At 41.8% G+C, this 15,950-nt stretch carries 13 protein-coding genes and 1 pseudogene; 11 read left to right on the forward strand and 3 right to left on the reverse strand.

Translation table 11 applies throughout. The annotated features are described in order from the left end of the window. From CLV36_RS12760 to CLV36_RS12785, 6 genes are all read left to right on the forward strand, one after another. The coding region (locus CLV36_RS12760) for a CdiA family toxin C-terminal domain-containing protein (RefSeq protein ID WP_181353026.1) at window positions 1–384 on the forward strand (384 nt) is incomplete at its 5' end. A gap of 40 nt (window positions 385–424) precedes the next feature. After that, window positions 425–823: a ribonuclease toxin immunity protein CdiI gene (cdiI, locus tag CLV36_RS12765; RefSeq protein ID WP_022739214.1), complete on the forward strand. Its 399-nt coding sequence runs from the start codon at window positions 425–427 to the stop codon at window positions 821–823. Between the two features lie 1,232 nt (window positions 824–2,055). Next, window positions 2,056–3,492: a PTS mannitol transporter subunit IIBC gene (locus CLV36_RS12770; RefSeq protein ID WP_106342903.1), complete on the forward strand. Its 1,437-nt coding sequence runs from the start codon at window positions 2,056–2,058 to the stop codon at window positions 3,490–3,492. 55 nt (window positions 3,493–3,547) lie between these two features. Further along, complete coding sequence (locus CLV36_RS12775; RefSeq protein ID WP_106342904.1) at window positions 3,548–5,641, forward strand: BglG family transcription antiterminator; 2,094 nt, start codon at window positions 3,548–3,550, stop codon at window positions 5,639–5,641. 5 nt (window positions 5,642–5,646) lie between these two features. After that, complete coding sequence (locus CLV36_RS12780; protein WP_106342905.1) at window positions 5,647–6,078, forward strand: PTS mannitol transporter subunit IIA; 432 nt, start codon at window positions 5,647–5,649, stop codon at window positions 6,076–6,078. 1 nt (window position 6,079) lies between these two features. Continuing rightward, the gene (locus CLV36_RS12785; RefSeq protein ID WP_106342906.1) at window positions 6,080–7,255 is read left to right on the forward strand and encodes a mannitol-1-phosphate 5-dehydrogenase; all 1,176 of its coding nucleotides are present in this window, start codon (window positions 6,080–6,082) and stop codon (window positions 7,253–7,255) included. 72 nt (window positions 7,256–7,327) lie between these two features. Here the strand turns inward: CLV36_RS12785 and CLV36_RS12790 are convergent, their stop codons facing one another. Beyond that, window positions 7,328–8,665 carry an aminotransferase-like domain-containing protein gene (locus CLV36_RS12790; RefSeq protein ID WP_054096350.1) on the reverse strand — a complete coding sequence of 446 codons (1,338 nt, stop codon included), beginning with the start codon at window positions 8,663–8,665 and terminating at the stop codon, window positions 7,328–7,330. Window positions 8,666–8,849: 184 nt separating this feature from the next. Between CLV36_RS12790 and CLV36_RS12795 the strand changes: the two genes are divergently transcribed. Further along, complete coding sequence (locus tag CLV36_RS12795; protein WP_022739010.1) at window positions 8,850–9,767, forward strand: DMT family transporter; 918 nt, start codon at window positions 8,850–8,852, stop codon at window positions 9,765–9,767. A gap of 181 nt (window positions 9,768–9,948) precedes the next feature. Here CLV36_RS12795 and htpG read toward each other — a convergent pair. Then, window positions 9,949–11,822 (reverse strand): annotated as a pseudogene (gene htpG, locus CLV36_RS12800) (molecular chaperone HtpG). 201 nt (window positions 11,823–12,023) lie between these two features. Beyond that, the gene (locus tag CLV36_RS17915; protein WP_281257258.1) at window positions 12,024–12,155 is read right to left on the reverse strand and encodes a hypothetical protein; all 132 of its coding nucleotides are present in this window, start codon (window positions 12,153–12,155) and stop codon (window positions 12,024–12,026) included. Between the two features lie 106 nt (window positions 12,156–12,261). Between CLV36_RS17915 and CLV36_RS12810 the strand changes: the two genes are divergently transcribed. From CLV36_RS12810 to CLV36_RS12825, 4 genes are all read left to right on the forward strand, one after another. Then, window positions 12,262–13,158, forward strand: coding sequence for a hypothetical protein (locus CLV36_RS12810; protein ID WP_106342908.1), 897 nt, complete (start codon window positions 12,262–12,264; stop codon window positions 13,156–13,158). Between the two features lie 370 nt (window positions 13,159–13,528). Next, on the forward strand, window positions 13,529–14,053 hold the full coding sequence (locus CLV36_RS12815; protein WP_054096348.1) for an endonuclease domain-containing protein: 525 nt from the start codon (window positions 13,529–13,531) through the stop codon (window positions 14,051–14,053). Window positions 14,054–14,190: 137 nt separating this feature from the next. Beyond that, window positions 14,191–14,703, forward strand: a complete 513-nt coding sequence (locus tag CLV36_RS12820; RefSeq protein WP_106342909.1) for a DUF6843 domain-containing protein — start codon at window positions 14,191–14,193, stop codon at window positions 14,701–14,703. A 38-nt stretch (window positions 14,704–14,741) separates the two neighbouring features. Next, window positions 14,742–15,395 (forward strand): DUF4272 domain-containing protein, encoded by a 654-nt coding sequence (locus CLV36_RS12825; protein WP_181353028.1) that lies wholly within the window; start codon window positions 14,742–14,744, stop codon window positions 15,393–15,395. The last annotated feature ends 555 nt before the right edge of the window (window positions 15,396–15,950 follow it).

Below are 15,950 nucleotides of genomic sequence, written 5' to 3' on the forward strand. Positions count from 1 at the left end.
CATAATATGCATGACTTCTATAAAACATTGGAAACAACAGGTATGGATCCGAGCAATTTAATAATTAGTAAACAGCAACATCCTACTTTTCCCGGTTTGTATGAAGTATATTATAGGATTCCATCCTTAACTTATGGTCCAGATGGAAAACTAATCCCCTCTGGTCAATATAAAGTAATACCAACGCCTAAAACTGTGTATGACCCTAACGTTTATACTGATGCTCAAATGATTCAATGGGGAAAAGAGGCGATGGAAGAAGGCCTTAAAATGAAAAGAATTAAAGGGAGAGTAGTTACAGGCTTTAGCCAAAATGGAATGAAATTTAGAGGTTTTATCAATGATCAAGGGGAAATCACAAACTTTTTTCCTACGTTTAATTAATAACTTGATTATTATCGAGGTAATAGGGAGGATTTAATGTATGTACAATAACAAGGAGCAGATCTATAAAATCTTTGATGATGAGAAAGAAAAAAAGGATTTTATGAAATTTTATTTTTGGTTTATTGGAGAAAGTTATTTCATTAATGCATTAAATAGATTTAAAGATAAAACAGGTTTTGGAATAGAATGTGTCAGGATTCTATTTCATGATGATTTTGATGAATGGGAGGAATATCGTTGTAAAGAAGATGAAGTATCTTTAATTAAAGATTATCCTGCGGCGGAAGAAGATACAATGGGCTATTTGAGTTTTAAGGATTTTTATAATTGTCTTATTGATCACAGTAAAGAATATATCAAAAAATTTCCGGAGCAAGAGGAAGAGGTTTGCAAACTGTTAAGTGAAATTAAGGAGAGTTTAAATATAAACACATAACTTAATGATTTTGGAGTCCATTTGAGCAATGGTTATCTATTTCAAACGAAGTAGGGGATTATGATGACTTTTGCCACGTAATAGGTGCTTTTAGACAGATATATATCTAGAACAAGAAGTAGAGGTTGGTAAATTATTAAGAGAAATTAAGGATAGCTTTAATATAGGCAAGTGACGTTCATTTAACATCATATTAATTCTCCGGATCGAGGGCCAAGTACAACACTGGCTCATCCATGTCTAGGCAAAGTTGGCTCAGACGGTGCGGCAGGAGTTACGAACAGTGTATTCCTAGCTAGTACTATTAATGAATAATAACTTGATTATTATCGAGGATTAGATGAATCTCTCTCAATGGTGCTGGTTATTTGGCCTCCTCTGAATGAATCAGAGGAGGTTGTTTAAGTGTCTGTGTGATTCTAAAATCAACTTACCGCAGGCTGAGGTTATCTCGCCCAAGCGAAAAAAAGAATATGGTAATGTCCCAGCTATGTAGCCGACAAATGTTATAACCGGGATAAATGGTATGATCCTCTTCACTGTCGAATGCGCCAACAACTTCTCACGGTTTGCAAATGGAGAGCACAAACCCAGTACTAAAAAGTCTGTGAACCTCCCGGGGTTTTTGCATCATTAACGGTTCACAGATTATTTTGGTTTTTGTTATAATGAAAATGCTTGAAATGACTGATGTTCACATACGGGGTTTAGTTGTAACCATAGTGGTATTGAAAGTTGATGTCATCAGCCGATAATGTGTACTTGGCAAAGTTTTAGTTGAATCCATAGTGATATTGGGAAAGAGATTTTGTTTTTGGAAGATGCAAAGTTCTGCACCTATATGGTGATCAGTTTTCAACAACTTCGTTCCTTGGAATCTATCCGACATCCCTTTTCAAAACAATAGGTCTAAATAATTACATAACGCAAATTAGCACCCTCGGTAATTCAAGAGCCGAGGGTGTTGCTTTTGGAAATGTAATTGGCACGATTGGACAACATATGCCTGTTGATACAAGTGGACAGTGAACGATTTCATCGTACTTCCTAACTCTTGATTGAATCATTCGCCCTTGGGAGAAATGGATTAAAAATGAGCGTCATTTTATTTTTGTCAACATTGGGGATGACGAAGTTATGTTTTCATTTTGTTGAAGTAGGCATGGAACCGCTTTACTATATGGACGAGGGAATAATTATTTTATCATTTAAAGTTAGAAAGGAGCTAGGTTATGGGTGAATCTGTGAAACAGGCTGAAAACAACACAAACATTCGTGTCCGTATACAAAAATTTGGTAGGTTTTTAAGCGGAATGGTAATGCCAAACATTGGGGCATTTATTGCATGGGGACTGATTACTGCATTATTCATTCCAACGGGATGGATTCCCAATGAAAAATTGGCTGAGCTGGTTGGGCCGACCATCAAATACTTGTTGCCTCTGCTCATCGGTTATACAGGCGGAAAGATGATTTACGACGTTCGAGGCGGTGTGATGGGGGCCCTTGCTACGATGGGGATCATCATTGGTACGGATATTCCGATGTTTTTGGGCGCGATGATCATGGGCCCGCTGGGTGGCGTCGTGATCAAGCTGGTTGATGGGTTGTTTAAAGGAAAAATTCCCGCAGGTTTTGAAATGCTGGTCAATAACTTTGTGGCGGGAATTATCGGTGCGATGTTAACCATTTTGGGCTATGTTGCCATCGGGCCTGTGGTGGCTACTTCAACTCAATTGCTAGGGTCTGGTGTTGAATGGATTGTCCATGCAGGGTTGCTGCCTTTGGCCAGTATATTTATCGAACCGGCAAAAGTATTGTTCCTCAATAACGCGATTAACCATGGCGTACTGAGTCCTTTGGGGCTAAAAGATGCATCAGAAATTGGCAAGTCCATCTTTTTCTTGCTTGAACCGAATCCAGGACCTGGTTTGGGGATTTTGCTGGCCTACTGGTTATTCGGTAAAGGCTCTGTGAAACAATCAGCTCCAGGAGCTGCCATCATTCACTTCTTGGGTGGTATTCACGAGATTTATTTTCCGTATATCCTGATGAACCCTCGCTTAATCCTGTCGGTAATCGCCGGTGGTATGAGTGGTGTGTTCATTTTCCAACTGTTGGATGCAGGCCTGGTTGCTGTACCATCTCCCGGAAGTATCTTTGCCTTGATCGCGCTGGCTCCTAAAGGTGGTCTCCTTGCGGTATTGGTTGGTATTGCTGTGAGCACGGTTGTTTCCTTCCTTGTCGCCGCTGTGTTCCTGAAATCCAAGTCGGGCGCCGATGAAGAGGGCTTTGCTAAAGCCGCTGAAAAGATGCAAGAACTGAAAGGCAAGAAAAGTGAAGTTGTGGAACAGAATGCTGTGCAACAGAAAGAAAGTGCTTCAGTTAAAAAAGTTGTGTTTGCTTGTGATGCGGGAATGGGCTCGAGTGCGATGGGAGCTTCTATTCTGCGAAAAAAATTCAAGGACGCCAATGTCACTGTGGAAGTGACGAATACCGCCATTAATGATATTCCGGAAGATGCAGATATTGTCGTTACCCAAGTGACGTTAACCGATCGCGCCAAAGCCAAAGCTCCGCATGCTGAGCACATCTCGGTCGACAATTTCTTAAATAACCCGAAGTATGATGAATTGACCAAACGGCTTAGTGAGCAAAATAAAGGATAAAACACTTGCACCATGCCAGTAATTTATCTCTTTGTGCAAATCGGGGTAAGGGATTATGAATATTTCCTCTAGACAGCGCCATATTCTTGAAATCTTGCTAAGAGAGCTTGATGGTGTGACGATCGGGAAAATCGCGGAAGAAGTGCAAGTCAGTTCCCGTACGGTTCACCGGGAACTGGATGAGCTTGATAAGCTGATAACAAGTCATGGATTAAAACTGAAGAAAAAGGCCGGAACAGGGCTGATCATTCAAGGGAATAAAGAGAAGTTGAATGAGCTGAAGCAAGCTTTGTCTGAGATCACTCCCATTGAATACACGCCGGCGGAAAGAAAAACCGTTATTTTATGCACCCTATTAGAAGCCAAAGAACCGGTGAAAATCATATCGCTGGCTTATGATTTAAAAGTGACGCCCGCCACAATTAGCCATGATCTCGATCATCTCAATGATTGGATTAAGCAGTTCAACCTTGAATTGGTCAGAAGGCGGGGATATGGGATTGAAATTACTGGTGCTGAAGCATCAAAAAGAAAAGCGATCAGCGCGTTAATCTTTGAGAATCTAAACGAGTCGCAGCTCATGGAGCTATTGAAAGAAAACATTCAAAATAAGCCCGTTACAACAACGGATACTGCATCAGAAAGATTGCTCAACTTGATTCCCAAAGAAAAGCTGATCGCTATTGAAAACACATTGCGCAACATCAGCGAACTTCTTTCGTATCCCTTGGCCGACAGCGCTTTTATTGGACTTGTCATCCATCTTTCTTTGGTGATTGAACGGATAACCAAAGGAGAGAAAATCAAAATCGACCCCGATTATTTGAAAGAACTTGAAGGCACACCTGAATATCAAGTTGCTAAACAGATCGTGGCGCAACTAGAATCTTCTTTTGGCCTTCCCATTCCAGTGGATGAAATCGGCTTTGTCACCATGCATTTAAGAGGGGCCAAATTAAGGCTTTCGCAAATCGGATCGCCGGAAGATGCCAACGCCGAATTAATTGCGATTGCCAAGAATCTAATTCATTTTTGTGAAGAAAAGGTGGGAGTAAATCTAAGTGAGGATCGTTCATTGCTACACGATCTCATCACCCACCTAGAACCGGCAATTCACAGAATGAAGAGAAATATGAAGATTCGTAATCCGATGCTTGATATCATCAAAAAGGATTACCCTGATTTATTCCAAATTGTTAAGCAAGCAGCGAAAGAGTTTTTCCCTCGATTGCAGGTGCCAGATGAAGAAATCGGATATTTGGTTATGCATATCGGCTCCTCTTTGGAAAGAGCATCGCGGCCCAAAAAGCGTTTTCGTGTACTGATCGTATGTTCAAGTGGGATAGGTTCTTCGAAAATGTTGGCCAGCCGTCTGGCAAGCTCCATTCCCGAGATTCAGGTGCGACGGAATGTGTCGGTGTTTGAGCTGAACAACATCGATGAGAGTGAATACGACTTTATCGTATCCACGATACCCATTCCATCCAAAAAGCCTGAGGAATATATCAGGGTGAGCCCTATGCTGACAGACAAAGAGATTGAAAAGATCTATTCGTTTTTAAGGAAGTATGAGCCTGTCACGAGCGGGAAAGCCCAGCAAACATCCCAGCCAAACAGCTTGCACCAACTTGAATCATTGCACTCTTTACTTGGCCATGCCATTGATTTGATGAAGAACTTTTGCTTATTACAAATAGAGAATCGAAGCCTGAGCAAAAGAGAAATTCTTTCTCAAGCATGCGAAATACTGGAGAGCAAAGGTGTCATTATTCAAAGTGAACCGGTTGTTCACCAGCTGCTTGAAAGAGAGAAGCAAGGAGGTCTTGGGGTCCCTGACGCCAAGCTGGGGCTGTTTCACTGTCGAAACGATCAGGTGACCCAACCCTCTTTTACCATGCATGTCCTGAGTGAGCCGATTCTAATCAAATCGATGGATGAAGGAACGGTTGAGATCGATAAGATTCTTCTATTGTTGAGTCCGGTGTCGATCCCGAATGAGGCGATAGCTGTTTTAAGTGAAATCAGTGCATTGTTAATCGAACCGGAAACCAACCGGGTTCTTGAATCCCATGATCAGTCCCAAATCAGGCAATATTTTGTGCAACACTTGTATCGATTTTGCTCAGAAAAAATGAACATCAAGGAGTGAGTTTAATGGGGATCTTATCTAAAGATAAAATCATCTTAAACCAAAATGTGGAGACGAAACGAGAAGCGATTGAGTTAGCTGGAAAATTGTTGGTTAAAGAAAATCATGTTTCTGAAGAATATATCGGCAAAATGATTGAGCGGGAAGAAGATCTGACAACCTATATTGGAAACGGAGTAGCCATTCCTCATGGGACAAACGATGCCAAACAATGGATTCGCTCCACTGGCATTTCGATTGTGCAAATTCCCGACGGAGTCGATTTTGGCAATGGCAATACAGCTTATCTGGTGATCGGCATCGCTGCGGTGGGTGATGAGCATCTGGAGATACTTTCCAATCTCGCTATCATCTGCGCTGACGAAGAAAACGTGAAGAAATTAATTCAAGCCAAATCTGCCGAAGAATTGATTGCCCTTTTGGAAGGAGGAATGTAAGGTGAAGGCATTACATTTCGGGGCAGGAAATATCGGCAGAGGATTTATCGGCGCCTTATTGAGCCGTGCCGGATATGAAGTTTGCTTTGTTGATGTGGTTTCGGAGTTGGTGGATGAAATCAACCGGAGACAAGAATATACAGTGGAAATTGCTGATGACGGGAATGAACAAATTCATGTGAGCGGAGTTAGAGCCATCAACGGGCAAGATGCAAACGCCGTAGCGGCAGAAATGATGGACGCAAATCTGGTGACAACGGCGGTTGGTCCCAATGTGTTAAAATTAATTGCCCCAACCATCGCAAAAGGATTGGCAGAACGAGTTAATAAAAATGTACAACCGCTCAATATTATTGCTTGTGAAAATGCGATTGGCGGAAGTTCTATGCTAAAAGAATACGTCTATCAGCATTTAAGCGAAGCAGATCAAAGAAAAGTGGATGAACTCGTTGGTTTTCCGAATGCGGCGGTAGACCGAATCGTCCCATTGCAAAAGCATGAAGACAAACTTCGTGTTGCTGTTGAGCCTTTCTATGAATGGGTGGTTGAACGGGCCAACATGGTAGGAGAAGTCCCTCCGATTGAGGGAGTCGACTATGTCCCAAACCTGGAGCCATATATCGAGCGCAAACTATACACGGTAAACACCGGTCACGCAACGGCTGCTTATCTTGGATATTATTTTGGATATAAGGCGATTGCTGCGGCCCTGCGAGATGAATTTATCCAAAACACAACCAAACAAGCGCTTATGGAAACCAGCCGCCTGCTAACAACCAAATATCACTTTAGCTCAGAAGAACAAGAAAGATATATTGAAAAGATTATGTACCGCTTTTCTAATCCCTATCTTTCTGATGTGGTGACGAGAATCGGCCGGTCACCAATAAGAAAGCTGGGACCCAACGACCGTTTAGTCGGCCCTGCTGTTCAATTGTTAAACTTGGGTGTAACTCCTGAGCATTTGTGCATTGGTATTGCTGCGGCATTCCATTTTAATTACGAATACGATGAGGAAGCCGTCCAAATTCAGAAAGACATCAAAGAAAAAGGGCTGGCTGAAACCATTGCTCTTTATACAGGCATTGGATCGGACTCTCCATTGTTTTCATTAATCATGGAAAAAGAAAAGATGTTACATGCATTAAGGGCAGATCGAAGTAAATACATGAAGTGAAAATCACAAGAGCAAGGGGCAATGACTCCTTGCTCTTTAATCTATTTAAGCGTGCTGAGTGGTGCAGAGGTTTTACCAGTTTTCCTGCTTTACTGCCTCAATGATCGCTTTGACCCCCTCATCGATTTTCTCCGGTTGTACCCGAGAAATGCTGATCCGCAAAAACTTCTCTCGCTCCAAGTATCCCGACAAATAAAATCCTTTGCTGGATACCACTTTGATCTTCCGTGCCGCAAGCCGTTGTGTCAGACGTTCGAGATTAACAGTGATCGGTAGTTTAAATTGTACATAGACCCCGTATCTGACGTCCGATACTTCAATCAATCCCGCATCATTGTGCCGCCGTACCGCTTCATTCAGCAACTGTATTCGCGTTGCATATTGCTTGGAAATTTTGTGCTTATGTCGCTCGTACATGCCGCTTTTGATGTATACTTCTAGCGCTGCCTGGGACAAAAGCGAGGTATCGGTGTAATTTTTGTAAGTGTAAAACATGTCTAACAATTGTTCCGGGATTACGGCTGCTCCCAATCGTAAACCTGGGAAAATGATTTTTGAAAAGCTTTTCAAATAAATGACGCGTGACGTTTGGCTGTACGCGTAGATTGGGTTGAAGCTCCGTTCTTGGCCCAAGTCAGCCATGTAATCGTCTTCTACAACGAATACGTTGCATTTGTCGGCCAAACTGGCGATGGTTTTTCTTTCCTCCGTGGTAAATGAGGTGCCTAGTGGATTGTGAAATCTCGACATGGTGTAGAAAAATTTGATGCTGCCGCTTTTAAATTTCTCCTCTAATTCCCGCAGATCTATTCCTGACGCAGTGCGTCGTATTCCGCAAACGGGTATGCCCTCTGCCTCTAGGAAATGCAGATACAGATTGTAACTTGGCTGTTCGACCAAGATGACCGAATTCCCGTTAGGAAACGGCATCTTCGCCAAAATTTCCAACGCCTGCTGGATGCCCGAAGTGACGGAGATATTTTCCACATGAGCGAACACTTGGCTGTCTGCCAAATGGGAGACAAGCGTATGGCGTAGCTTTTCCAGTCCTTTTGAATTGCCGTATGTAAACAGGTGGTATTTGTAAATATCGATCGCTTTATTTAAACAATGCTGGAAATCGAGATACGGAAACACAGTGAAATCAGGTGACGCGGAAGCGAAATCGATCAGGTCGCTCGCGGTGTCGCTTGAAGAATCTGACTGTCCGACTACATAATAACCACTTTGCGCGATGGAGTAAATCGCGTGCCGTTTTTCTAGTTCTGCGTATGCCCGGGTGACTGTACTGATGCTGCATCCGTACGACTTTGCCGCCTTGCGTACGGAAGGTAGCTTTTGGCCCGGACGGTATTCTCCTTCCATGATTTTTTGTTCTATATCGGAAAGAATAGATAAATATTTTTTCACGATGCTCCCTCCGGAGTTGGCAGATCTTGCTTTTCACTGATTATTATATCTTGACCGAATCAACTGTATCGATACAGTTTTGCCAAAATGACATTGTTTGGAATGGCCATTTACCATACTTTTTATATAACGGATGATTCATTTCCAAAATGATTTTGCCAACCTACAGAAGGGAGAAGCTACGATGAAAAACGAAAGCGGATTGAAACTCGCTTACTTATGTGCCGTGTTGAATGCGGTAATCATCGGTTTTTCGTTTTTGTTCACCAAAGTGGCGCTTGAACACGCCAACCCGGTTGACACATTGATGCACCGGTTTGCAGTTTCGTTTGTGGTGATGTCAATTCCCGTTGCTTTCGGCTGGGTGAAATTTAAGTTCCGCGGCAAGCTTTTAGCATTGTTGTTGCTGGCAACCATGTACCCAGTTGGATTCTTTCTCTTTCAAGCGTTTGGATTGCAACACGCTTCGTCAGCCGAAGGAGGTATTTTGTACGCCTTTACACCGATCGTGACCATGGTACTGGCCTCCGTTTTTTTGAAGGAAGTGACAACACTCTTTCAGAAGGTATCGATCTTCTTGTCGGTATCTGGCGTTGTGTTGATCTTCGTTATGAAGGGAGCAGACTTCGATTTCTCGAATTTCACCGGGATTTTCTTATTGCTCATGTCGAGCTTGGCTTTTGCCGGTTACAGCGTATTAGTCCGGTCGCTTTTGCGGGTTTACAGCCCGACAGAAATCAGTTATGTGATGCTGGGAATCGGATTCGTCTCTTTTTCGGCGGTTTCAATCACCACTCATGTGGCCGACGGCACGCTTGACCTCCTTTTAGCCCCGCTTACCAGTGGTTCCTTTGTTGTTTCCATTCTCTACTTGGGTGTATTGTCCTCACTTGTCACAGCGCTGACTGCAAACTACGCCTTGTCAAAAATAGAAGCTTCAAGAATGAGTGTTTTCGCCAATCTAGGGACCGTCGTCTCCATTATCGCTGGAGCCATATTTCTGGGAGAAGAAATCACGGTGCACCATCTCATCGGTTCGGCACTGATCATCGCCGGAGTGATCGGAGCGAATCGTTTGGGGAGAAAAAAGGTGACGGCGTGAATGCATTCCGGCTGACTGTTGGAAGAAAGACGGAACGGACTGGAAACCATGCGTGGGGGTGGATGGCTTTACGGATGGAGATTTAAGCAATGTGGAAAGTAAGAATGGGCAGAAATCTGTGATAGCATAATGAAGCTCCCCGTTATCAGATGGGGAGCTTTGTGCTACGATGTTTAGCTTATTAAACCATGATTTTGCACATGTCGTTCGTAAATTGGACAGGGTCTTCAATCGGCAATCCTTCGATTAGGAGCGCTTGATTGTAAAGCAGGTTTGTATACAGGTTTAGCTTATCCTTATCTTTTTCAAACGCATCCTTTAGCGTTTGGAAAACCTCGTGGTGGATGTTAATCTCCAAGACCTTATTTGCTTTTATATTCGGGTTGTTAGGCTGGGCGTTTAATATTTTCTCCATCTCGATGGTAATTTCACCTTCTGAAGACAGACAGACGGGGTGGTTTTTAAGGCGCTTAGAAGCTTTTACATTCGTCACTTTACCCGATAATTGGTTTTTCATGTATGCAAATAGCTCTTGGTTTTCCTGCTTTTCTTGATCGGTCTCTTGTTCTTCGGCTTCGATTCCCAGATCGCCACTTGATACATTCTTGAATGGCTTGTCCTTGTAACTCATCATCATTTTTATAGCAAACTCGTCGATATCATCGGTAAAGTATAGGATTTCGTAGCCTTTGTCAGCGACGAGCTCGGTTTGCGGAAGCTTTTCAATTCGTTCGATGGAATCGCCGGTGGCATAATAAATGTATTTCTGATCTTCTGGCATTCTCGATACATATTCGTCCAGCGTGACGAGTTTCTTTTCTTTAGAGGAGTAGAACAGCAACAAATCCTGCAGCGTTTCTTTGTTGGCACCAAAGTCGCTATAAACGCCGTATTTCAATTGTCTGCCAAAGGATTTATAAAACTGCTCATACTTTTCCCTTTCATCCTTTAGCATGCTTTGCAATTGACTCTTGATTTTACGCGCAATATTTTTGGCGATCAGCTTTAATTGCTGGTCATGCTGTAGCATCTCGCGAGAGATATTCAGCGATAAGCTGTCGGAATCGACCATCCCTTTGACGAAGCTAAAGTGGTCAGGAAGCAGGTCAGCGCATTTATTCATGATTAATACACCGTTGGAATACAGTTCCAGCCCTTTTTCGTATTCCTTTGTATAATAGTTAAAGGGGATGGTTTCAGGGATAAACAGGATCGCCTGATATGTTACCGTACCCTCGACGTTGAGATGCACATATTTGATGGGTTTATCAAAACCGTAATGCTTCTCCTTATAAAACTGCTCATAATCCTTAGGAGTCAGCTCGTTTTTATTCTTACGCCAAATCGGCACCATGCTATTGATGGTCTGTTCTTCCTGAACATCTACTAATTCGTTTTCGCTGCCTTCCTTGAGCTTTTTGACAGTCACGTCCATTTTGATGGGGTAACGGATGAAATCCGAGTACTTTTTGATGATTTCTTGTAATCGGTACGTTTCTAAGAATGCATCATAGTTCTCTTCTTCGGTGTTTTCCTTTATCTTGAGAATAATATCCGTGCCGACCTCAGCTTTTTCACAGGGCGTAATCGTGTATCCATCTGTCCCCGTAGATTCCCACTTAAAGGCATGATCGCTGCCAAGAGCCCGGCTAATCACGGTCACTTTGTCTGCCACCATAAAGGCAGAATAGAATCCACGCCAAACTGGCCGATTAATTCGTGCCCATCTTGGGATTCGTGTTCTTTCTTAAATGCCAAAGAACCACTCTTCGCGATGGTGCCAAGGTTGTTTTCCAACTCGTCCTCGGTCATGCCAATCCCGGTGTCGCGAATGGTTAGTGTACGGTTCTCTTTATCGGCAATCACTTTGATATAATAATCCTCTTTATTAAAGACCAACTTAGGGTCGGTTAACGCTTTGTAATAAATCTTATCGATGGCATCGCTGGCATTGGAGATTAACTCCCTTAAGAAGATTTCTTTCTGTGAATAAATCGAACTGATCATCATTTCCAGCAGTCTTTTTGATTCGGCTTGAAACTGCTTCTTTTCCATGCTCATTCTCTCCTTTGAATCTAGAAAATTAGCAGGTGAGAAAGCTTTGTTAGCACTTGATGGTGACGAGTGCTAAGCATCTATTTTTATAACATTCAATTTTTTTGATGTCAATATTGCACAACTAGGTAGCGGAAACAGTAGGAGAGAGGTGGTTGTCCGTCCTATTTGAAGCTCTCATGAAGAAGCAAGGTATCCTGACTAGGGTGTGTCTGATGAATAGGCCAGCGACTGCAAAACCATTTTCTCATTCGCTTCACGCGTGGCGAGGCGCTCCTCAAGAAAAGGTTTTTCCGTCGCTTCTTCCCCACCAACTTGATTTGCCAGACACACCCTAGATACCAGCTGACCAGAAAAGAGGGTTGAGGGAGAGGGGGAGGGTTGCTTTCTTATTATTAATTTCATAGTATTCTGATATAAAAATGAAAGGGAGAAGGGTATGTTTTATCCAGCGGCGAGAAAAAGAAGAATGAGGCAACGACAAATGGCACAAGCTGCAAGGAATGCAGGGAGATTCGGGAGCCAGCAAATGAATCAGCAAGAGAATGGAAACGGGTTTCTAGGTTGGACATGGTGGCAGCAGTTGATCGGGGTGGAGTTATTAATTGGTGGGTTTATTATCTCTTGGTATGTGATTACTTTTTGTTATCAAGTAGGTTTCAAGAATTATTTGGTTATTCCGCTGTATTATATGGATTTTTCGTTGTTTACGCTATTAAAACCAGGTTTGAATTTGTTAATTGTATTGTTTTATCTGATCATATTGTTTTTATGGTTTTTCACTAAAGATCGCTTGATGAAGTATGTCTTTTGGATTGCATTTCCTTTTTTTGCGGTAATAACTAACTTTGATATAACTGGAAAAGGTACGTTGTTTTTATTTATCTTCCTTCTTTGTCTTGCTACTATATTGATCCGTCGTGCAAATAAGTTGGGAAGGTATGATAAAAAAGCCGAAGAGCTTCAGGAGAGTCCTGTTAGTATCGCTTTATTTATCATCATTGTCCTCGTATTCGCCTGTGTATCTTCTATGTCAAACGGTTTAATTGAAGCAAGAAATCAAGAACGCTTTTATATTATTGATGATCATAAAGAGAAAAAGGTCGTTCTTGATACATACAAAGACTACTATATCACTGCCCCAGTTAACATCAAAAAGAAAACCTTTAAACCTGAATTTGAGTTGATCCCTATATATAAAGACGATAAAGAACCGCCTGTCAAAGTGGTTAAAGATAGTAAAGAGTTAAACCAGGCAGAGAAGCAAGAAGAAAAGATCGTGCTAAAATATATGGAAATTGGCCCTTTAAGACCAGAAAACCCCTATAAACCTTAATCTCGGTGGTATTTTGAGATTAAATGAGTTAGATGCTGTAGAACCAATCATGTCCGATATCTTAGGATGTGGATGTTGCGTGTCCAAGTGCGAAATAGATATAAAATAATAAACACTATCTTCATCAGATAAGAAGATAGTGTTTTCTTTTGCGATTTAGTTTGAGGGGCCTGATGAGTATACTGTTGAAATGGCATATTGGACGAATAGAGAGCGATGCCTTAATGAGGCATAGTCCAAACAATTAGTGCCACAGTGATTTACATGGATGAACATGTTGCTGGGATGTTTAGCAAGCTGAATGTTTTTGTGTTAAAATATAATCTCTCCTTATTTTCATAGTATTATGAAAAGGGGAGGGGTTTTTATTATGTATAAACAGTTAAGCTTTTTTAATCGTGTAAACTCATGGTGGATGTCAGTTAAGAAAACTTATCGCAGAGTCAGACGGAAATACATTGTGACCAAACGATCTGTAAAACAAATGGTACGCTGGATACTTTCCCCGTTTCTGGCGATACAGTTTATCTTTGAGCAGATCGCGTGGGGGCACTTTCCGGTGCTGGATAAAAACATGTTCATGACGGATAGCATCTTGGAACGGTGGATGTATTATGACATCCGGTCAACCTACAAAGGACAGATTATTTCGCAATATCCGATAGGTCCCTACTGGGCAGACTTTGCCTTGCCGAAATATAAATTGGTGATCGAATTAGATGGGAGAAAGTATCATAAGGGACGAGAAGATCATGACCGTCGACGTGATGCTTTTATGCGAAAAAAAGGGTGGAAGGTTATGCGGTTTACTTATCATGATGTAAAGAAGCGTAGAGCAAAATCAGTTGATAAGATTTTGAACTATACGCGGAAACTTGATAATAAAACCAAATAGCGCTCTGAAACTGTGCCTTAAATAACGATATTGCAACGAATAATCATATAGTACCCCGGAGCTTTTTTGGCCAACTACATAGAAGTGGTTGGCTTTTTTTAATCCATGGTGCAAGTCTGTCACAGGAGTGAATCAACATGAAATATGTATTTGTATTCATCATGAGCTCGATCCTAACTATTTTGTCTGTAGGGTGTACAAAAGAAAATCATTTTGATCTTGTGTTTCTCATTCCTAAAGGCTTTACTGGATGGGTTTATGCTGTCGGGGATATTCCAGGAAAAAAAGCGCTTGTTAAAGAGGATGGAAAGTGGTTGGTACCGATTTCACATGATGGTCAATTGCGGACGTGTACATCTTTGGGTGGGGAAGGAGGGGTTGAATTTTACTTTGTAGACGAAAAAGGAAAACGGACAAAGGCACATATGGAATATGAAACCATTGATTGGGTTCCGAAAAAAGGTGTGATCTATGTACAAGGGTTTCATTCTGTCGGACGTGAGGATGAAAAAGGAGAATATCCGACTATGCAACAGTTCTTTGTTGGCACGGCTCAACAGTACGAAGAATCCTTGTATATGAATCAGCATGAACAGTATCCTGATGATGTTCCTCCGCTCAATTCATCAAAACAAAATGCTTGTAAGTAGATTTGATAAAATCCAAATAGAAAGGAAAGTGTATGTACATGACTCATTCCGAGACAAGTAAACAAATCTCATTGGATTCGGATACCGGACGTGTTCTTATGGTGTATAACTTCCCAGTGTACCCCGAAACAAATGAAGTCCATTTACGTTCAGCAGAAGATATAGCGAAGCGTGCTTTGGCTCTTCATTTACTATTAGGGGTAATATTTTATCGTGAGCCGGAGAAAGTGGTAGAGTGGGCAAGGGAAGAAGGATTATGGGATTCGCTGAGCCCGCAAGAGCAAAATGTATTTTCTGTACCGATCTCTGATCTCAGCCCGGCAGAGAAAAGTTGGAATCAACGAGCGATGCAATCGAACCTACTTACTTGGCGAATTGAAGGCTTGCTTGCATTATTATGGAGCTTGAATTTAGTTGAAGAGCTTGATTTACCAATTGAACGGTGCGATGGTAGTTTCATTCGTGAGGTGTTGCCAGGGCTGGGTGAGCCACTTGAACCATTTATCGCTAAAGCGGAATGCCGTCCGATTGAAGAGATCGTACATATGCTTGACAAGCATTTTGAAATTTATAATCAACAGGTGGAAGCTTTCAATCACGATGAAACGCTTGAGTATGATATGCTGATTACGTATGAACGCATTCATGCATTAAACTGGGTATGTGGTTTGATAAGTAAATGGGATGACTGAGATTGAAACATTGTACCCAGAAAATGAAAAGGACACCTCAAAATTATAGAGGTGTCCTTAGGAGAAAATTCAATTCAAAGCATCCCCAACGTGAAATAGTCTGACCTTAACCTTTGGGCATGCGTCATAGTGTGATGGGTTTGATGGTTTTATTTTCTGAATCATTTAGATATAATGAGTAGAGGGTGTAGGTTGTTGGCTTAATAATGCGAACACCCATTGCTTCGGAAAAAAGCCAGGGGGCCGTCGGAAATGCCCAATCCCTTATGAATCAAGGGGTTTGCCATTTGATGCATGTATGATAAAACGGTTTTCTGGTGATAAAAACTTAATTTTTGGAGGAGTGTTCGGAAAAGGGACAGCTAGACATTGATTTTTTACAGGTTTTCGCGAACGCGTATCAATGAAATACATCTCAGTTAGAGAATTGAAACCTGACATTCCATATCTCTGCGATCTCTTTGGTTGTCGTATCAATGAAATACATCTCAGTTAGAGAATTGAAACGGGGTTCTATACCAGTTGCCATTTTTCATGATTTTGAACTATATCAAT

Origin of the sequence: Laceyella sediminis, assembly GCF_003003125.1 — a bacterium.
Lineage (GTDB): Bacteria > Bacillota > Bacilli > Thermoactinomycetales > Thermoactinomycetaceae > Laceyella > Laceyella tengchongensis.

Coding starts and splice junctions, on each gene's coding strand:
- cdiI (WP_022739214.1), top strand. CDS start 425: ATGTACAATAACAAGGAGCAGATCTATAAAATCTTTGATGATGAGAAA.
- CLV36_RS12770 (WP_106342903.1), top strand. CDS start 2,056: ATGGGTGAATCTGTGAAACAGGCTGAAAACAACACAAACATTCGTGTC.
- CLV36_RS12775 (WP_106342904.1), top strand. CDS start 3,548: ATGAATATTTCCTCTAGACAGCGCCATATTCTTGAAATCTTGCTAAGA.
- CLV36_RS12780 (WP_106342905.1), top strand. CDS start 5,647: ATGGGGATCTTATCTAAAGATAAAATCATCTTAAACCAAAATGTGGAG.
- CLV36_RS12795 (WP_022739010.1), top strand. CDS start 8,850: ATGAAAAACGAAAGCGGATTGAAACTCGCTTACTTATGTGCCGTGTTG.
- CLV36_RS12810 (WP_106342908.1), top strand. CDS start 12,262: ATGTTTTATCCAGCGGCGAGAAAAAGAAGAATGAGGCAACGACAAATG.
- CLV36_RS12815 (WP_054096348.1), top strand. CDS start 13,529: ATGTATAAACAGTTAAGCTTTTTTAATCGTGTAAACTCATGGTGGATG.
- CLV36_RS12820 (WP_106342909.1), top strand. CDS start 14,191: ATGAAATATGTATTTGTATTCATCATGAGCTCGATCCTAACTATTTTG.
- CLV36_RS12825 (WP_181353028.1), top strand. CDS start 14,742: ATGACTCATTCCGAGACAAGTAAACAAATCTCATTGGATTCGGATACC.